The sequence below is a fragment of the Pseudomonas sp. Pse35 genome (genome assembly GCF_024519715.1).
GTDB classification, from domain to species: Bacteria; Pseudomonadota; Gammaproteobacteria; order Pseudomonadales; family Pseudomonadaceae; genus Aquipseudomonas; species Aquipseudomonas paracarnis.
The window spans coordinates 222,858-239,229 of sequence record NZ_JALJRP010000002.1 but is presented as its reverse complement, the minus strand read 5'-3'; the positions used below and the strand labels follow the sequence as shown (position 1 = coordinate 239,229).

13 protein-coding genes are annotated in these 16,372 nt (G+C 56.5%); 6 read left to right on the top strand and 7 right to left on the bottom strand.

Annotated features, from left to right (window positions below; translation table 11 throughout):
- Positions 1–312 precede the first annotated feature (312 nt).
- Positions 313–1,035 (top strand): response regulator transcription factor, encoded by a 723-nt coding sequence (locus tag OC445_RS01760; RefSeq protein ID WP_054917009.1) that lies wholly within the window; start codon positions 313–315, stop codon positions 1,033–1,035.
- A gap of 104 nt (positions 1,036–1,139) precedes the next feature.
- Here the strand turns inward: OC445_RS01760 and gyrB are convergent, their stop codons facing one another.
- Genes gyrB through dnaA form a run of 4 tightly spaced genes read right to left on the bottom strand, consistent with a single transcriptional unit; the run spans position 1,140 to position 7,345 of the window.
- On the bottom strand, positions 1,140–3,557 hold the full coding sequence (gyrB, locus tag OC445_RS01755; RefSeq protein ID WP_003187253.1) for a DNA topoisomerase (ATP-hydrolyzing) subunit B: 2,418 nt from the start codon (positions 3,555–3,557) through the stop codon (positions 1,140–1,142).
- A 4-nt stretch (positions 3,558–3,561) separates the two neighbouring features.
- Positions 3,562–4,665: a DNA replication/repair protein RecF gene (recF, locus tag OC445_RS01750; RefSeq protein ID WP_003187251.1), complete on the bottom strand. Its 1,104-nt coding sequence runs from the start codon at positions 4,663–4,665 to the stop codon at positions 3,562–3,564.
- 20 nt (positions 4,666–4,685) lie between these two features.
- On the bottom strand, positions 4,686–5,789 hold the full coding sequence (gene dnaN, locus OC445_RS01745; RefSeq protein WP_003187250.1) for a DNA polymerase III subunit beta: 1,104 nt from the start codon (positions 5,787–5,789) through the stop codon (positions 4,686–4,688).
- 38 nt (positions 5,790–5,827) lie between these two features.
- A complete protein-coding gene (dnaA, locus tag OC445_RS01740; protein ID WP_003187249.1) occupies positions 5,828–7,345 on the bottom strand; it encodes a chromosomal replication initiator protein DnaA in 1,518 nt (505 codons plus the stop codon).
- 585 nt (positions 7,346–7,930) lie between these two features.
- Here dnaA and rpmH point away from each other — a divergent pair.
- The 5 genes from rpmH (at position 7,931) to mnmE (ending at position 11,859) form a co-directional block, all read left to right on the top strand.
- Complete coding sequence (gene rpmH / locus OC445_RS01735; protein ID WP_003213577.1) at positions 7,931–8,065, top strand: 50S ribosomal protein L34; 135 nt, start codon at positions 7,931–7,933, stop codon at positions 8,063–8,065.
- Positions 8,066–8,078: 13 nt separating this feature from the next.
- Entirely contained in the window at positions 8,079–8,486 is a 408-nt protein-coding gene (gene rnpA, locus OC445_RS01730; protein ID WP_020302575.1) for a ribonuclease P protein component, read from the top strand.
- Positions 8,479–8,724: a membrane protein insertion efficiency factor YidD gene (gene yidD / locus OC445_RS01725; protein WP_019816912.1), complete on the top strand. Its 246-nt coding sequence runs from the start codon at positions 8,479–8,481 to the stop codon at positions 8,722–8,724. The genes rnpA and yidD overlap by 8 nt, the downstream gene beginning before the upstream one ends.
- 2 nt (positions 8,725–8,726) lie before the next feature.
- Positions 8,727–10,409 (top strand): membrane protein insertase YidC, encoded by a 1,683-nt coding sequence (gene yidC, locus OC445_RS01720; protein ID WP_054898311.1) that lies wholly within the window; start codon positions 8,727–8,729, stop codon positions 10,407–10,409.
- Positions 10,410–10,488: 79 nt separating this feature from the next.
- Positions 10,489–11,859, top strand: coding sequence for a tRNA uridine-5-carboxymethylaminomethyl(34) synthesis GTPase MnmE (gene mnmE / locus OC445_RS01715; protein WP_014720595.1), 1,371 nt, complete (start codon positions 10,489–10,491; stop codon positions 11,857–11,859).
- Positions 11,860–11,877: 18 nt separating this feature from the next.
- Here mnmE and OC445_RS01710 read toward each other — a convergent pair whose 3' ends face one another.
- From OC445_RS01710 to OC445_RS01700, 3 genes are all read right to left on the bottom strand, one after another.
- Complete coding sequence (locus OC445_RS01710; protein ID WP_410055950.1) at positions 11,878–14,268, bottom strand: TonB-dependent siderophore receptor; 2,391 nt, start codon at positions 14,266–14,268, stop codon at positions 11,878–11,880.
- 135 nt (positions 14,269–14,403) lie between these two features.
- Positions 14,404–15,348 carry a FecR domain-containing protein gene (locus OC445_RS01705; RefSeq protein ID WP_057975202.1) on the bottom strand — a complete coding sequence of 315 codons (945 nt, stop codon included), beginning with the start codon at positions 15,346–15,348 and terminating at the stop codon, positions 14,404–14,406.
- Complete coding sequence (locus OC445_RS01700) at positions 15,348–15,854, bottom strand: sigma-70 family RNA polymerase sigma factor (protein WP_057975203.1); 507 nt, start codon at positions 15,852–15,854, stop codon at positions 15,348–15,350. Before OC445_RS01700 ends, OC445_RS01705 begins: the two co-directional genes overlap by 1 nt.
- Between the last annotated feature and the right edge of the window lie 518 nt (positions 15,855–16,372).

Genomic DNA, 16,372 nt, shown 5'->3' with positions numbered 1-16,372 from the left:
ACGGTGTTCTGAAACCAGTGAAGCTTATTTGGGTCTCATTGGAGGAGTTCCCGCGGCCGCGCAATGAACGATACCGCACATTCAAGCAGGCATTACGCACCAGCGAGGCGATCGGCACCGACCCTTTTCCTGACCGACTGGAGCCGGTATCTTTCTTTGAGGACGTAGTGGGTGGCGTTTACGGCGCTTTCAGCGTATCGAGAGATACGAGCACCGTAAAATCCGCCCATAATTATTCAGATTCAGAGGCCGGCATTTGTACAGCATGTGCCCCTATCCAAGCTCTCGTTTTTTGTAGGAAGGACCCCACCCATGCGTGTCGCAATACTGGATGACGAACCCGCGGAGTTGCGACGGGTGGAACAGACACTGCGACAGATTCCCGGCCCGACTGAACAGCCTTGGTCGCTGCATTTTTTCGAACGTGGTGAAGACCTGCTGCGCCAGCTACGCCGGGAAACCTTTGACCTGCTGATTCTTGACTGGCAACTGCCGGACATCTCCGGGATCGCGTTATTGCGCTGGACTCGCGAGCACATGGAATCGCCCCCTGCCGTGATCATGCTCACCAGTCGCGATGCCGAGAGTGACATCGTCACGGCGTTGAATAGCGGGGCGGATGATTATGTCAGCAAGCCGTTTCGGCCCAACGAACTCAAAGCCCGAGTCAGCGCCGTCCTGCGGCGCCACGGTTTGCAAAAGTCGGCTACCCAAGAAGTGCAGAGCTTTAACGATCTGACGTTCGACGATGCCGAACTGACCGTCACCCGAGCGGGCAAACCCATCAACCTGACAGAACGAGAATACCGTTTGGCAAGTTGTCTATTTGCCAACCTGGCCCGACCGTTGTCTCGCGAGTACCTGTATGAGCGATTCTGGAGCCATGAAGAAATGGTGTCGTCGCGGCCGTTGGACACGCATATCTACCGCCTGCGTAACAAGCTAGGGCTGACAGCTGATCGCGGTTGGCAGCTGTTGACGATCTATGGGTACGGGTATCGGTTGGAGAGTGTGACACCCGCCGCGCAAAATTGAGTACGCCGATGTTCCACGTGGAGCATTTAAGAATTCGAGTCTGCAGACCAATAAAAAAGGCCAACGCTAAGCGTTGGCCTTTTGTTTTTAGCTGATGTGCCTGATCAGAAGTCCAGGTTAGACACCGCCAAGGCATTGCTCTCAATGAAGTCACGACGAGGCTCGACCGCATCACCCATCAGGGTGTTGAAGATCTGGTCTGCGCCAATGGCGTCTTCGATGGTCACGCGCAGCATGCGACGCTGAGCAGGGTCCATGGTGGTTTCCCACAGCTGATCAGGGTTCATCTCGCCCAGACCTTTATAGCGCTGGATGGTATGACGCTTGGTGCTTTCCGCCATCAACCAGTCCAAGGCTTCCTTGAACTCCTTGACCTGCTTCTTGCGTTCGCCACGCTGAATGTAAGCACCGTCGTCCAGCAGGGTGCTCAGTTGAGCACCGAGGGTGACTACGGTCTTGTAGTCGTTGCTGCCGAAGAAGTCGCGGTTGAAGGTGACGTAGTTGGACAGGCCGTGGGAGATCAGTTCGACCTCTGGCAGCCATACGTTACGTTCACGGTCTTCACGCAGGCTGGCTTTGTATACCAGGCCAGACTTCTCCACAGTACGCAGGCGTACTTCGTACTGGGCCAGCCAATCTTGCATGGCGGCGTGATCGCCCAACTGCTCCAGGCTCACGGCTGGCAGGTAGATGAAGTGCTCGGTCAGCTCCTGAGGGTACAGGCGCGACAAACGCTTGAGCGTCTTCATGACCATACGGAAGTCGTTGACCAGGCGCTCCAGCGACTCACCCGAGATGCCCGGCGCTTCGTCATTCAGGTGCAGGCTCGCATCTTCAAGGGCCGATTGCGTCATGTACTCTTCCATGGCGTCGTCGTCTTTTATGTATTGCTCTTGCTTGCCCTTTTTCACTTTGTACAACGGCGGCTGGGCGATGTAGATATAGCCACGCTCAATCAGCTCCGGCAACTGACGGAAGAAGAAGGTCAGCAGCAGGGTACGGATGTGGGAACCGTCGACGTCAGCATCGGTCATGATGATGATGTTGTGGTAACGCAGCTTGTCGATGTTGTACTCATCGCGGCCAATACCGCAGCCCAATGCGGTGATCAAGGTGCCGACTTCCTGGGAGGAAATCATCTTGTCGAAGCGGGCCTTCTCAACGTTGAGGATCTTGCCCTTCAACGGCAGGATGGCCTGGGTGCGACGGTTACGCCCCTGCTTGGCGGAACCGCCTGCAGAGTCACCTTCCACCAGATACAGTTCGGAGAGGGCAGGGTCTTTCTCTTGGCAGTCAGCCAGTTTGCCTGGCAGGCCGGCGATATCCAGCGCACCTTTACGGCGGGTCATCTCACGGGCCTTACGCGCGGCTTCACGAGCGCGGGCAGCATCGATCATCTTGCCGACGACCAGCTTGGCTTCGTTCGGGTTTTCCAACAGGAAGTCGGAGAAGTACTTGCCCATTTCCTGTTCAACCGCGGTCTTCACTTCGGAAGACACCAGCTTGTCTTTGGTCTGGGAGCTGAACTTCGGATCCGGTACCTTGACCGAGATAATCGCCGTCAGGCCTTCACGGGCATCGTCACCGGTGGTGGCGACTTTATGTTTCTTCGCCAAGCCTTCCGCTTCGATGTAGGTGTTCAGGTTACGCGTCAGCGCGGAACGGAAACCCACCAAGTGAGTACCGCCATCGCGTTGTGGAATGTTGTTGGTGAAGCACAACAGGTTCTCGTTGAAGCTGTCGTTCCACTGCAGGGCGATTTCCACGCCGATGCCGTCTTCGCGCTGAATGTTGAAGTGGAACACCTGGTTGACCGCGGTCTTGTTGGTGTTCAGGTATTCAACGAACGCACGCAGGCCGCCCTCGTACTTGAACAGCTCTTCCTTGCCGCTGCGCTCATCCTTGAGGACGATGCCGACACCGGAGTTAAGGAAAGACAGTTCACGAATCCGCTTGGCCAGGATGTCCCAGCTAAAGTGGATGTTCTTGAAGGTTTCTTCCGATGGCTTGAAGTGGATCTGGGTACCGGTGGTTTCACTGTCGCCGACAATTTTCATCGGTTCCTGTGGTACGCCGTGGACGTAAGTCTGCTCCCAAATCTTGCCGCTACGGCGGACAGTGAGGATCAGTTCTTCGGACAGGGCGTTCACTACCGACACACCTACACCGTGCAAACCACCGGATACTTTATAGGAGTTGTCGTCGAACTTACCGCCAGCGTGGAGCACGGTCATGATGACCTCTGCCGCCGAAACGCCTTCTTCTTTGTGCACGTCTACCGGGATGCCACGACCGTTGTCACGCACGGTGATGGATTCATCCGGGTGGATGATAATGCTGATGTCGTCGCAGTGACCGGCCAGAGCTTCGTCGATGGAGTTATCGACCACCTCGAACACCATGTGGTGCAGACCGCTACCATCATCGGTGTCGCCAATGTACATACCGGGACGTTTGCGTACGGCATCCAAACCTTTCAGCACTTTAATGCTGGTCGAGTCGTACGTGTTTTCTTCGCTCATGCCTTCACTCCCGATGGTCGTGGGTCTGGGTGATACGGCCTTGTTCCACGTGGAACAAAGCGACTGGCGTTTCCGTCTGCCAGCCTTCCCTCAATAATTCGTGGTCTACACAGGTGATAAACACCTGGCAGCGTAAGTCTTCCAACAAGCGGCATAGCGAGCGGCGGTGCTGCTCGTCGAGTTCTGACGGCAAGTCATCCACCAAATAAATACACTGACCGCGTCGAGCCTGGCTAACCAAATGGCCCTGCGCGATACGCAATGCACAGACCACCAACTTCTGCTGGCCGCGGGACAAGATATCCGCAGCATTGTGTGCACCTAATCTAAGGCGCAAATCAGCGCGCTGGGGGCCGGCCTGGGTGTGTCCGATTTGCTGATCCCGTTGCAAGGACGTTGCGAGCACTGCACTCAGCTCACGCTCTTTGTCCCAACCCCGGTAATAACTCAGCGTCAGCCCCTCGAGATCCAATAACTCGCTCAAGGTCTGCTCAAAGACTGGTTTCAAGGCTTTGATATAGGCGCGGCGGTATTCATCTATTTCGTCGCTGGCCAGGCACAGTTCACGGTCCCAGGCTGCTTGCGAAGCGGCGTCAAGTGTACCATGCCGCAGCCATGAGTTCCGCTGCCGCAGGGCCTTCTGCAGGCGCTGCCAAGTGGCCATGAAGCGTGGTTCCACGTGGAACACGCCCCAGTCGAGAAACTGCCGACGGATTTTTGGGGCCCCCTCCAACAATCGAAAGCTGTCGGGGTTGATCAGTTGCAACGGCAGGATCTCGGCCAGTTGCGCTGCGCTGCGCGCATTTTGCCCGTCGATTCGGATCTGAAATTCGCCACCGCGATCACGCGATATCCCCAGGCTGCTATGTCCGCCCTCAGCCAGTTCCACTTGGCCAAATACGGTACAGGCCAATTGTTCGTACTGAATCACGGGTAACAAACGGGCACTGCGGAAGGAACGCGCAAGCCCCAGCAGGTGGATGGCTTCCAGCACGCTGGTTTTACCACTGCCGTTGGCGCCATGGAGGATGTTGATGCGGGGGGAAGGGGAGAAGGTCACCGGGTGCAGATTGCGCACCGCGGTGACCGAGACGCGACTAAGGGACATCTAGCTTCTGCTGAGCATGATTACAGGCGCATCGGCATGACAACGTAAGCCGAGTCGTCGTTGTCAGATTCTTGCACCAGGGCGCTGCTGTTGGAGTCCGACAGGATCAGACGAACCTGTTCGGTGGTCATGACACCCAGCACGTCCAACAGGTAGCTCACGTTAAAGCCGATTTCCAGCGATGCGCCGTTGTAGTCGACACCCACTTCTTCTTCCGCCTCTTCCTGTTCCGGGTTGTTGGCCTGGATTTTCAGTTGGCCGTTGGCCAGTTGCAGGCGAATACCACGGTACTTTTCGTTGGAAAGAATCGCAGTACGGCTGAAGGCTTCACGCAGGGCCTGACGATCACCGACCACCAGCTTGTCGCCACCTTTAGGCAACACACGCTCGTAGTCCGGGAACTTGCCGTCGACCAGCTTGGAGGTGAAGGTGAACTCGCCGGTGGTGGCACGAATGTGGTGCTGGCCCAACACGATGCTGACGTTGCCGTCCGGCTCGGTGAGCAAACGCGCCAGTTCAAGGATACCTTTGCGTGGAACAATCACCTGGTGACGATCCGGCTGACCGATATCGGCACGCATCGAGCACATTGCCAGACGGTGGCCGTCGGTGGCCACGGCGCGGATGATGCCTTCCGATACTTCCAGCAGCATACCGTTGAGGTAGTAACGCACGTCCTGCTGAGCCATAGCGAAGCTGGTGCGCTCGATCAAACGACGCAGCTTGCTTTGCTCCAGGCTGCACGTCAGCGAGCCCGGGCCTTCTTCTACGGTTGGAAAGTCATTGGCCGGCAAGGTCGACAGGGTGAAACGGCTACGGCCTGCCTTGACCACCAACTTCTGCTCATCCACCTTGATGTCGATCAGCGCATCGTTGGGCAGGCTTTTGCAGATATCCATCAGCTTGCGCGCCGGCACGGTGATCTCGCCCGGTTCGGCGGGCTCTTCGAGCTGGACGCGACCCACCAGTTCGACTTCCAGGTCGGTACCGGTCAAGGACAACTGCTGCCCCTCGACCACCAGTAATACGTTGGAAAGCACCGGCAAGGTCTGTCGGCGCTCGACGACGCCTGCGACCAGTTGCAGGGGTTTCAACAGGGCTTCGCGTTGAATGGTGAAATGCATGGTCTAGTCCCTTGCCTTAATAAGCTGCGCTGGTGTCATCACGTAGTCAGTGTACGCAGCAGGTTCTTGTAGTCCTCGCGAATATCCGCGTCGGATTCCTTAAGTTCATTGATCTTGCGGCATGCGTGCAAGACCGTGGTGTGGTCGCGTCCGCCGAACACATCACCGATTTCCGGCAGGCTGTGGTTGGTCAACTCCTTGGAGAGGGCCATGGCAACCTGGCGTGGACGTGCGACCGAGCGCGAACGGCGCTTGGACAGCAGGTCGGAAATCTTGATCTTGTAGTACTCGGCCACGGTGCGCTGGATGTTATCCACACTCACCAGCTTGTCCTGCAAGGCCAACAAGTCTTTCAAGGACTCGCGAATCAGCTCGATGGTGATATCGCGGCCCATGAAGTGCGAGTGAGCGATGACCCGCTTGAGCGCGCCTTCCAGCTCACGCACGTTGGAACGGATGCGTTGGGCGATGAAGAACGCAGCATCGTGCGGCAGATCGACTTTAGCCTGGTCGGCCTTCTTCATCAGGATGGCAACACGGGTTTCCAGCTCCGGTGGCTCGACTGCAACCGTCAGGCCCCAGCCGAAACGCGACTTCAGACGTTCTTCCAGGCCTTCGATTTCCTTCGGATAACGGTCACTGGTCAAGATGACCTGCTGGCCACCTTCGAGCAGGGCGTTGAAGGTGTGGAAGAACTCCTCTTGGGAACGTTCCTTGCGGGCGAAGAACTGAATGTCATCGATCAACAGGGCATCAACGGAGCGGTAGAAACGTTTGAACTCGTTGATTGCGTTGAGCTGCAAGGCCTTGACCATGTCGGCCACGAAGCGCTCCGAATGCAGGTAAACCACCTTGGCATTCGGGTTCTTCTTTAATAGGTGGTTACCGACGGCGTGCATCAAGTGCGTCTTACCCAAGCCCACGCCGCCATAAAGGAAGAGCGGGTTGTAACCATGCTTGGGATTATCGGCGACCTGCCAGGCGGCCGCTCGGGCCAGTTGGTTGGACTTGCCTTCGACAAAGTTCTCGAAGGTAAAGGTGCGGTTCAGGTAACTGGTGTGCTTGAGCGCGCCTTCTACCTGCACAGTACGTTGCTCGGAGCGCACAGGCGCCTGTTGGGAGCTGGCACCAGCCATCGGGTCGAAGCTGTCGCGGGACGGCTCCTCATTCTCTGGCGCATTTTTGCGCGAAGACGGCTTGGACGGCGCAGATGTCGGTGCAGGTGCTGCGGCGACAGGCGCCACTGCGGCCTGGGCTTGCGACGCAGCGGCGGCCAATGGCGCATTCGGCGCGGCGCGGGGAGCCGAGCTGCGCTTGCTGCCTATTAATAAGGAGAGAGCAGGCGCCAGACCGTTGCCATGTTCATCGAGCAATTCGAGAACGCGGCCCAGGTACTTCTCGTTGACCCAGTCGAGGACAAAACGATTGGGCGCATAGACACGCAACTCGTCGCCTTCGGCTTCGACCTGTAGCGGACGGATCCAGGTGTTGAATTGCTGGGCAGGCAGCTCATCGCGCAAAAGCTCCACGCACTGCTGCCAAAGTTCCACTGACACGGATATCCCCTAAGTTGAAAGCCGGTGAGGCAAAAACAGCCGCCATTGTAGCGACCAGCCGTCCACTTATCCACATGTAGGTTGCTCACAGGCCACCCAAAATCAATGCTTTAACCGCTAAAAAGGCGACCAGTGGTCTGTGCATAAGCTCTGTGGATAAACCCACCTGAGCTCGTTGCACAAGTGGGGTCAAAAGTCTGTGGGTAACTGGCCTGTGGATAACTGCCCGTTCCACACACAGCTTATCCGATAGCGCAGCACAGGCAGAGCACTGCTTCTCCCCCGTGTTGTCATTCTCTGTACACCACGCGGAACAAGGTCTAAAGGCAGTTATCCACAGATGATCGCGCTCCTAGCTTTTATAAGCTTTACAGAAAAGCTTTAAATAACTTCCTTCTTTATTTTTATATCTATCGCATGCCGGATGGAAGCCAAGCGGGGAGAAGGGCGTCAGGACCCCGTCGACATCTAATTAAAGGAAAAGCTGGTTGGAAATTGACCTAGAGGCTTGCTTTCTCTAGAATCGCCGGTCTCTTAAAACGGGGGCCATTCCGGCCCGTTGTGGACGAACCAGGTAACAACGCCATGAAACGTACTTTCCAACCAAGCACCATCAAACGCGCCCGTACTCACGGCTTCCGTGCTCGCATGGCTACCAAGAACGGCCGTGCTGTCCTGTCGCGTCGCCGCGCCAAAGGTCGTGCGCGTCTGGCAGTTTGATAATCCGGTACTGGTGGTGAGTCAGGACTTCAGTCGGGAAAAGCGTCTGCTAACCCCCCGGCATTTCAAGGCAGTCTTTGACTCCCCCACCGGCAAGGTTCCGGGGAAAAATCTCCTGCTCCTTGCGCGTAACAACGATCTTGATCACCCCCGTCTCGGGTTGGTGATCGGCAAGAAGAGCGTAAAGCTCTCCGTTGAGCGCAATCGCCTCAAGCGTCTGATGCGCGAATCGTTTCGCCTCCACCAGGACACTCTGGTTGGTTGGGATATTGTTATCGTCGCGCGCAAAGGCTTGGGTGATGTAGAAAACCCCGAATTGATTCAGCATTTCGGCAAGCTCTGGAAACGTTTGGCGCGTACCCACAAGCCAGCACCAGCAGTCAGCACCGAAACTGTAGGGGTAGACAGCCTTGATGCGTAAACTGGCAATCGTTCCGATCCAGTTTTATCGCTATGCCATTAGTCCTCTGATGGCCAGTCACTGTCGTTTCTACCCCAGTTGTTCCTGCTACGCGTTAGAGGCCATAGAAAATCATGGTCTTCTGCGCGGTGGCTGGCTGACCTTTCGTCGTTTAGGTCGCTGTCATCCGTGGAATCCCGGTGGTTATGACCCGGTTCCACCTATCCCTACCTCCCGTTCTTCTTCGATGGCCGAGTAATCATGGATATTAAACGCACAATCCTGATCGTCGCCCTGGCAATCGTGTCCTATGTCATGGTCCTTAAATGGAACCAGGACTACGGTCAGGCTGCCCTGCCGACTCAGAATGTTGCTACCAATCAGGCTGCGCCGGCTATTCCGGACACCCCGCTGGGTAACAATGCGTCCGCGAGTGCCGATGTACCCAGCGCGAATGGCGAGACAAGTGCCCCGTTAGAAACGCCAGTGGTCACCAACAAAGACCTCATCCACGTGAAAACGGATGTGCTCGAGTTGGCTATCGACCCACAGGGTGGTGATATCGCACAGCTGAAGCTGCCGCTGTATCCACGTCGCCAAGACCATCCGGATGTGCCGTTCCAACTGTTCGATAACGGCGGTGAACGTACTTATCTGGCACAAAGCGGCCTGACTGGTACCAATGGTCCGGATGCACGTGCTACCGGTCGTCCGGTTTATTCGACCGAACAAAAGACTTATCAACTGGCAGACGGCCAGAACCAGTTGAACGTCGACCTGAAATTCAGCCTCGACGGTGTCAACTACATCAAGCGTTTCAGCTTTACCCGCGGTTTGTACGATTTGAAGGTCACTTACCTGATCGACAACACCAGCGACAAAGCCTGGAGTGGCAACCTGTTTGCCCAGCTCAAGCGTGACGCCAGCTCCGATCCGTCTTCCAGCACCGCCACCGGCACCGCCACTTACCTGGGCGCCGCCCTGTGGACAAGTAACGAGCCGTACAAAAAAGTGTCGATGAAAGATATCGACAAGGGCACGCTGAAAGAAACCGTCCAAGGTGGCTGGGTAGCGTGGCTGCAGCACTATTTCGTGACCGCCTGGATTCCGAACAAGGGTGACGCGAACCTGGTTCAAACCCGCAAGGACAGCCAGGGCAATTACATCATTGGCTTCACTGGCCCGGCGTTGACCGTTGCTCCAGGTGCCAAGGCTGAAACCAGCGCTACCCTGTACGCCGGTCCTAAAAGCCAGGCGGTACTGAAAGAGTTGTCCCCAGGCCTGGAATTGACTGTGGACTACGGCTTCCTGTGGTTCATTGCCCAGCCGATCTTCTGGCTGTTGCAACATATCCACAGCATCGTGGGTAACTGGGGCTGGTCGATCATCTTCCTGACCATGCTGATCAAAGGGCTTTTCTTCCCTCTGTCGGCAGCCAGCTACAAGTCGATGGCGCGTATGCGTGCCGTGGCCCCGAAACTGGCCGCGCTGAAAGAACAACATGGTGATGACCGGCAGAAAATGTCGCAGGCTATGATGGAGTTGTACAAGAAAGAGAAGATCAACCCGCTGGGTGGATGCTTGCCGATTCTGGTACAGATGCCGGTGTTCCTGTCGCTTTACTGGGTATTGCTGGAAAGCGTTGAAATGCGCCAGGCGCCGTTCATGCTGTGGATAACTGACCTGTCGATCAAAGACCCGTTCTTTATCCTGCCGATCATCATGGGCGCGACCATGTTTATCCAGCAGCGTCTGAACCCAACCCCGCCGGATCCGATGCAGGCCAAGGTAATGAAAATGATGCCAATCATCTTCACCTTCTTCTTCCTGTGGTTCCCTGCTGGCTTGGTACTGTACTGGGTGGTCAACAACGTGTTGTCGATCTCTCAACAGTGGTACATCACACGTAAAATCGAAGCGGCTACCAAAAAAGCCGAGGCGTAATTTACTCTGTGGATAACCACTCAAGACGCCCCCTAGTGGGGCGTTTTGCTTTCCGTCACTTTTGTTCTGGAACCCGCTGATGAGCGCTCCTCGTGAAACCATTGCTGCTGTCGCTACCGCTCAAGGTCGGGGCGGTGTCGGCATCGTTCGAATTTCCGGGCCATTGGCGGGCGTGGCAGCCAAGGCTATCAGCGGCCGGGAGCTGAAACCCCGTTATGCCCATTACGGTCAGTTCCTGGATGCCGACCACAGCGTATTGGACGAGGGGCTGGCCATCTATTTTCCAGGGCCAAACTCGTTCACTGGTGAAGATGTCCTTGAACTACAAGGGCACGGTGGTCCTGTGGTGTTGGACATGCTGCTGCAGCGCTGCTTGCAATTGGGTTGCCGCCTGGCCAGACCAGGGGAATTCAGCGAACGCGCATTCTTGAACGATAAGCTCGACCTGGCCCAGGCCGAAGCCATCGCCGATTTGATCGAAGCCAGTTCTGCACAGGCTGCACGTAACGCATTGCGTTCATTGCAGGGGGCTTTTTCCCTGCGTGTGCATAACTTGACCGAGCAACTGATCAGCCTGCGCATCTACGTCGAAGCCGCGATTGATTTTCCGGAAGAAGAAATAGACTTCCTGGCGGATGGCCATGTATTGGCGATGCTGGATAAAGTCCGCGATGAGTTATCCACAGTGCTGCGCGAAGCCGGGCAGGGCGCCTTGCTGCGCGATGGTATGACGGTGGTGATTGCCGGCCGGCCCAATGCCGGCAAATCCAGCCTACTCAATGCTCTGGCAGGGCGCGAGGCGGCCATCGTCACCGAGATCGCCGGCACTACCCGGGATATCTTGCGTGAACATATCCACATCGACGGTATGCCGCTGCACGTGGTCGACACCGCAGGTCTGCGCGATACCGACGACCAGGTGGAAAAGATCGGCGTGGAACGTGCGCTCAAGGCGATCAGCGAAGCCGATCGTGTGTTGCTGGTGGTGGATGCCACTGCACCTGAAGCTGTGGATCCTTTTGCCTTGTGGCCGGAATTTCTTGAACAACGGCCAGACCCGGCCAAAGTCACCTTGATTCGTAACAAGGCCGACCTTACGGGTGAAGCCATCGCCCTGGAAACCAGTGAAGATGGCCACGTCACTATCAGCTTGAGCGCGAAATCGGCCGGCGAGGGTCTGGAATTGCTGCGCGAGCACCTTAAAGCATGCATGGGCTACGAACAGACCTCGGAAAGCAGCTTCAGTGCGCGGCGCAGGCACCTGGAAGCGCTGCGTCATGCCAGCGCGGCCCTGGAGCACGGGCGGGCCCAGCTGACCTTGGCGGGGGCTGGGGAGCTGCTGGCTGAAGATTTGCGTCAGGCGCAGCAGCTGCTGGGTGAAATCACCGGCGCTTTCAGCTCGGATGATTTGCTGGGGCGGATTTTCTCCAGCTTTTGCATTGGCAAATAGCCGAGTTATCCACCTCGTCTACCAGTTGTAAGACACCGTACCGAGCAAGGTACGGCTGTCACCCCAATAGCAACGCCCCGCATCGTTGCAACCGGATACATATTCCTTGTCGAACAGGTTCTTGGCGTTCAGGTCCACCGACCAGTGTGGGTTGATCTGATAACCCAGTGCCGCATCCACCAAGGTGACGCTTCCTGCGTCCAGCTTCCCGTAGAGCGTAGGCGGGGTGTAGGAAAAGGTACTGTCGAAATAGCGCACCCCGCCGCCCAGGGAGAAACCCTTGAGTTGGCCGTCGAGAAAGCGATATTTGCCCCACACCGAAGCCTGGTTACGCGGCACGCCTGTCATCTGACGGCCTTCTACCAGCGAAGTGGCCGAATCCTTGGTTATCCGGGCGTCAGTGTAGGTATAGGCCGCCGTCACGTTGAAGTTGGAGCTGATGTTGCTGTTGACCTCGACTTCCACGCCCTTGGCGCGACTTTCACCGACTTGGCGATAGCTGTTGGTGGTGGCATCGAGGTAGGTATCGTCCTGCTTGCGCAGGTCATACACCGACACGGTCATCGCCGTATCCCAGCCGATCGGTTCGTACTTAACGCCCACTTCATATTGGCTGCTGGTGATCGGTTTCAACGGCGAGCCGGCGTTGGAGATCTGCTGCACGGGGACAAACGCGGTGGAATAGCTGACATACGGCGTAAGGCCGTTGTCGAACTGGTACATCACCCCGCCCTGGTAAGTGAATTTACGATCCTGTGAGTTGATATTGCTCGATGGCTTGACCTTGTCTCGGTAATTGCTGTCGACCCAATCCTGGCGGCCTCCGAGCAGAAAGAGCCAATGGTCGTATTTGCTTTGGATCTGTGCATAAACCCCTTTCATCTGCTGTTCAAGCAAAGTGTTTTGCACTGACAGGGGAGTGAGCGGGTCGCGCAGGTACACCGGGTTATACACATCGATGGTGCCGGCGAAACCCGCATCCCAGTCTTGATTGAACGAGGTTCGGTCATAGCTGGCGCCCAATAGCACTGTGTTTTCCACACTGCCCAACTGGAACTTGCCTTCGAGCTGGTTATCCAGGGAATAGACCATCGATTTGTTGTAGCGGTCATAGGCGTTCATGTTCAGCCGGGTGCCGAAGCCACCGTTATTCAATGAGCCAGGCCAGGTTTCGTGCCGGTTGATGCGTGACTGCATATAGCGCGAGTTCTGACGGAACTGCCAGTCATCATTGAAGCTGTGGCTGAACTCATAGCTGGTGCTCCACGCTTCGCGTTCAAATGTGTTCCAGTCCGGATTGCCCAGTAGGGTGTGTTTGGACAGCTTCCCGTTGGGATTTGTAAGCAGCGTACCGGCGGCGGGTAGGCCAAGTTCCAGGTTGGTATGGTCTTTCTGGTAGTTGGCCAGCAGCGTCAGGGTGTTGTAGTCGTCGAAGTTCAGGGTCAGGGATGGCGCGATATATAGACGATCGTCCGGGACGTGATCGGTCTGTGTGTCGGATTTACGCCCCAGCATCACCACCCGGCCCAGAATATTGTCACTGTCGTTGAGCGGGCCCGAGATATCCACACCCAACTGGCGTCGATTATTCGAACCATAATTCACCTGCACCTCGCCTTGCGGGGTTGCAGTCGGGTGTTTACTCACCAGATTAACCAAACCACCGGGTGCGTTTTCACCGTAGAGCAGGGAAGACGGGCCGCGGAAAATCTCGACCCGTTCCAGGCCGTAGGGTTCGCTGGTGGTGTCGTATCGATTGCCTTGAACTCGCAGGCCATCTCGCAGCAGGCCGTAGCCGTAATCCGTGGCATTGAAACCGCGAATGAAAAACAGATCGCCTGCCAAGCCGTCGCCCGCAGCGAACGGTGGGGCGAAGATTCCCGGTACGTAGCCCAACACGTCTGTCAGGGTTTGAGATTTCTGGTCCTTGATACGCTGGCCAGTGACAACGGACACCGAACGCGGAGTCTCGGACAGCGGTGTGCTGGTCTTCGTGCCGATCCGGCTGTTCTGCGCCTTGTAGCCTACATCCCCGGCGATCTCTTGATTGAAGCCGCCCTGTTGATAAGTGCTCACAGTGGTGGGTGCCAACGTGAGTCGGCCAGCAGGGGCCGCCTGTAATACATAGCTGCCGGGAGCTTGTGCGACCGCCTGCAGGTCCGAGTTCTGCAGCAGCAGCGCAAAGCCCTGGTCCACCGAATAGTCACCTTGCAGCCCCGGCGTATTCAAACGCGCGGTTTGCTGGGGGGAGAAGGACAGAATCACATTGGCCCTGGCAGCAAACTGGCTCAACGCATTGTCCAGCGGGCCAGCGGCAATTGCATAGTATTGCGTTGCGCTGGCGGCCGTGACGGCGGTGGCTAACAACACACCGGTGGTAGCGGTGATGAACTGCAGACCGTAGGTCATGCTGTGGCAGGAAAGTCGTTTGCGGAGCGGGGTGGGAAGGCGCATAGGTGAGTAAGCCCTGAAGGTAGCGTCGTGATTACCTGTAGGGCCGCACCAGGTCAAAAAAAGATAACCCTCTGTGGATTATTTTTTCGATCAGCCGATTCGGGTGACCGACACCCAATAGCGCGTAAAGTATTTCACTTGAATCGGCAGGCTCGCTTGCAGGTTAGTGAGGACGGCATCGGTTGAGTCCAGACGGAAGGTCCCGGAAACGCGTAGGCCTGCAGAGGCTGGGTCGCAGTGCAATACGCCCGGCCGATAGCGCGCCAACTCATCGATAACTTCTCCCAGCCGAGCATCGAGCACGATCAGTTGGCCATCGACCCAGGCGGCCTGTACTCCGCCATATCGCTGGGCAGCGCGCACATTGCGCCGATCAAACTCTGCGCTCTCACCCGCGCCAATAGTGCGGCGAAGTTCGGGTTGGTCGCCGGGGGATATCTCAACCCGTTCTTCCAAGACACCAACCCGCGTGGCGTCCGGCAGTTGGCGCACAGTAAACCGAGTGCCCAGCGCCTGGACCCGGCCTTGGCGAGTTTCGACATAAAACGGTAAGTGCCCACCCCGTGTGCCGGTGTGGATAAGCACTTCACCCTCGCGCAGACGGATCAAACGTTGTCGCCCATCAAATGCCACATCGATAGCGGTATGAGTATTGAGATTGATCTGCGTGCCATCCGCCAGCTCGATGCGTCGCCTCTGGCCCACCGACGTGCGGTAATCAGCCCATATGTTGCCCAGCGACGTATGTTGCTGGACGTTCCACCCCAGATAGCCACTGCCGCCGAGCACCAGCATCCACTTGAGGACCTGGCGCCGCTGTTGCGTGGTGGACAACGCGCGGCGTGTGAGGTCAGGGGACAGGGCTCCAAGGCTGCGCTGCAACTGCTCCATCTGGTTCCAAGCCGCCTGGTGGGATGGGTCACGATTAAGCCACTGCTGCCAGGCTTGATGTTGTGCGGGCGTCGGTGGTTGCGACTGAAATTGCACGTACCAACTGGCAGCGGCCTCGAACGTCTTGCGGTCGGGGCTGACCATTACCGGCTGGCCATGATCAGGGAGCATTCGGTGAGGGCGCGGATCATGTGTTTCTTCACCGTGGTCAGCGATACCTGCAGTTGATCGGCGATCTGTTGATAAGTCAGCCCTTCAATCTGTGCGAGCACGAAAATTCGCCGTGCCCGCTCACCCAGGCCAGACAGCGCTTTATCCACAGCCACTAGGGTTTCGATGATGATTGCCTTGTCTTCTTCACTGATAGCTGTGGTTTCGGGACGCTCTGCCAGGGTTTGCCTGTAGGCCTGCTCGATGGCGTGCCGCCGGTAGCGGTCAATCACCAGACCCCTGGCGATGGTCGTCAGATAGTCCCGTGGTTCACGGATCTGCGCTGCGTGACATCCACCGAGCATGCGCACGAACGTATCGTGGGCCACATCGGCTGCATCGCTGGCGTTATGCAATTTTCCCTTGAGCCATCCGCGCAACCACGAATGGTGCTGTTCATAGATGTGCTGGACCGCTGCGGTATGTGAGGAGGAAGGCATAGTCGCGACAAGGTAGGTTAATGATAATCGCTATTATTAACTGGCCCAGTGTTTTCCCACAATAGATCTGTTTTTGTCCCACCCGGGATTAATTCCCAGCTTTGCCGTGGACGAAATCGGCCGTTTCTGTGGATTAAGCCCTGTGAATAACCGCGGTTGTGCCCAGTTGATAACAGGGCCTGAAACCTGAGCAAAAACCCACCTGTGGATAACCAGTCGTTTAATCCACAGGCTTAAAGCACTTATCCAAGGGCCTCATCGGCAGATGACCACAACGTTTTGAATCTCTGTACACATTGAAAATAAAGGCCTGCAGAGATCTATCCACAGAAATGTTGCTCAGTATAAATAAACATAAAAACAAAGATTTAATAAATTTCTCTCTTTTAATTTCTATTGTCTGTGATTCATCCACAGCTGGTTAAATTTTGTGCAAAGGGTTCTTTAGGAAGGGCGAAGTCCCTATACTTGCCGCCAAAGCTGTAGAACCCTTTCAACAAACAATTCCTGATTACCTA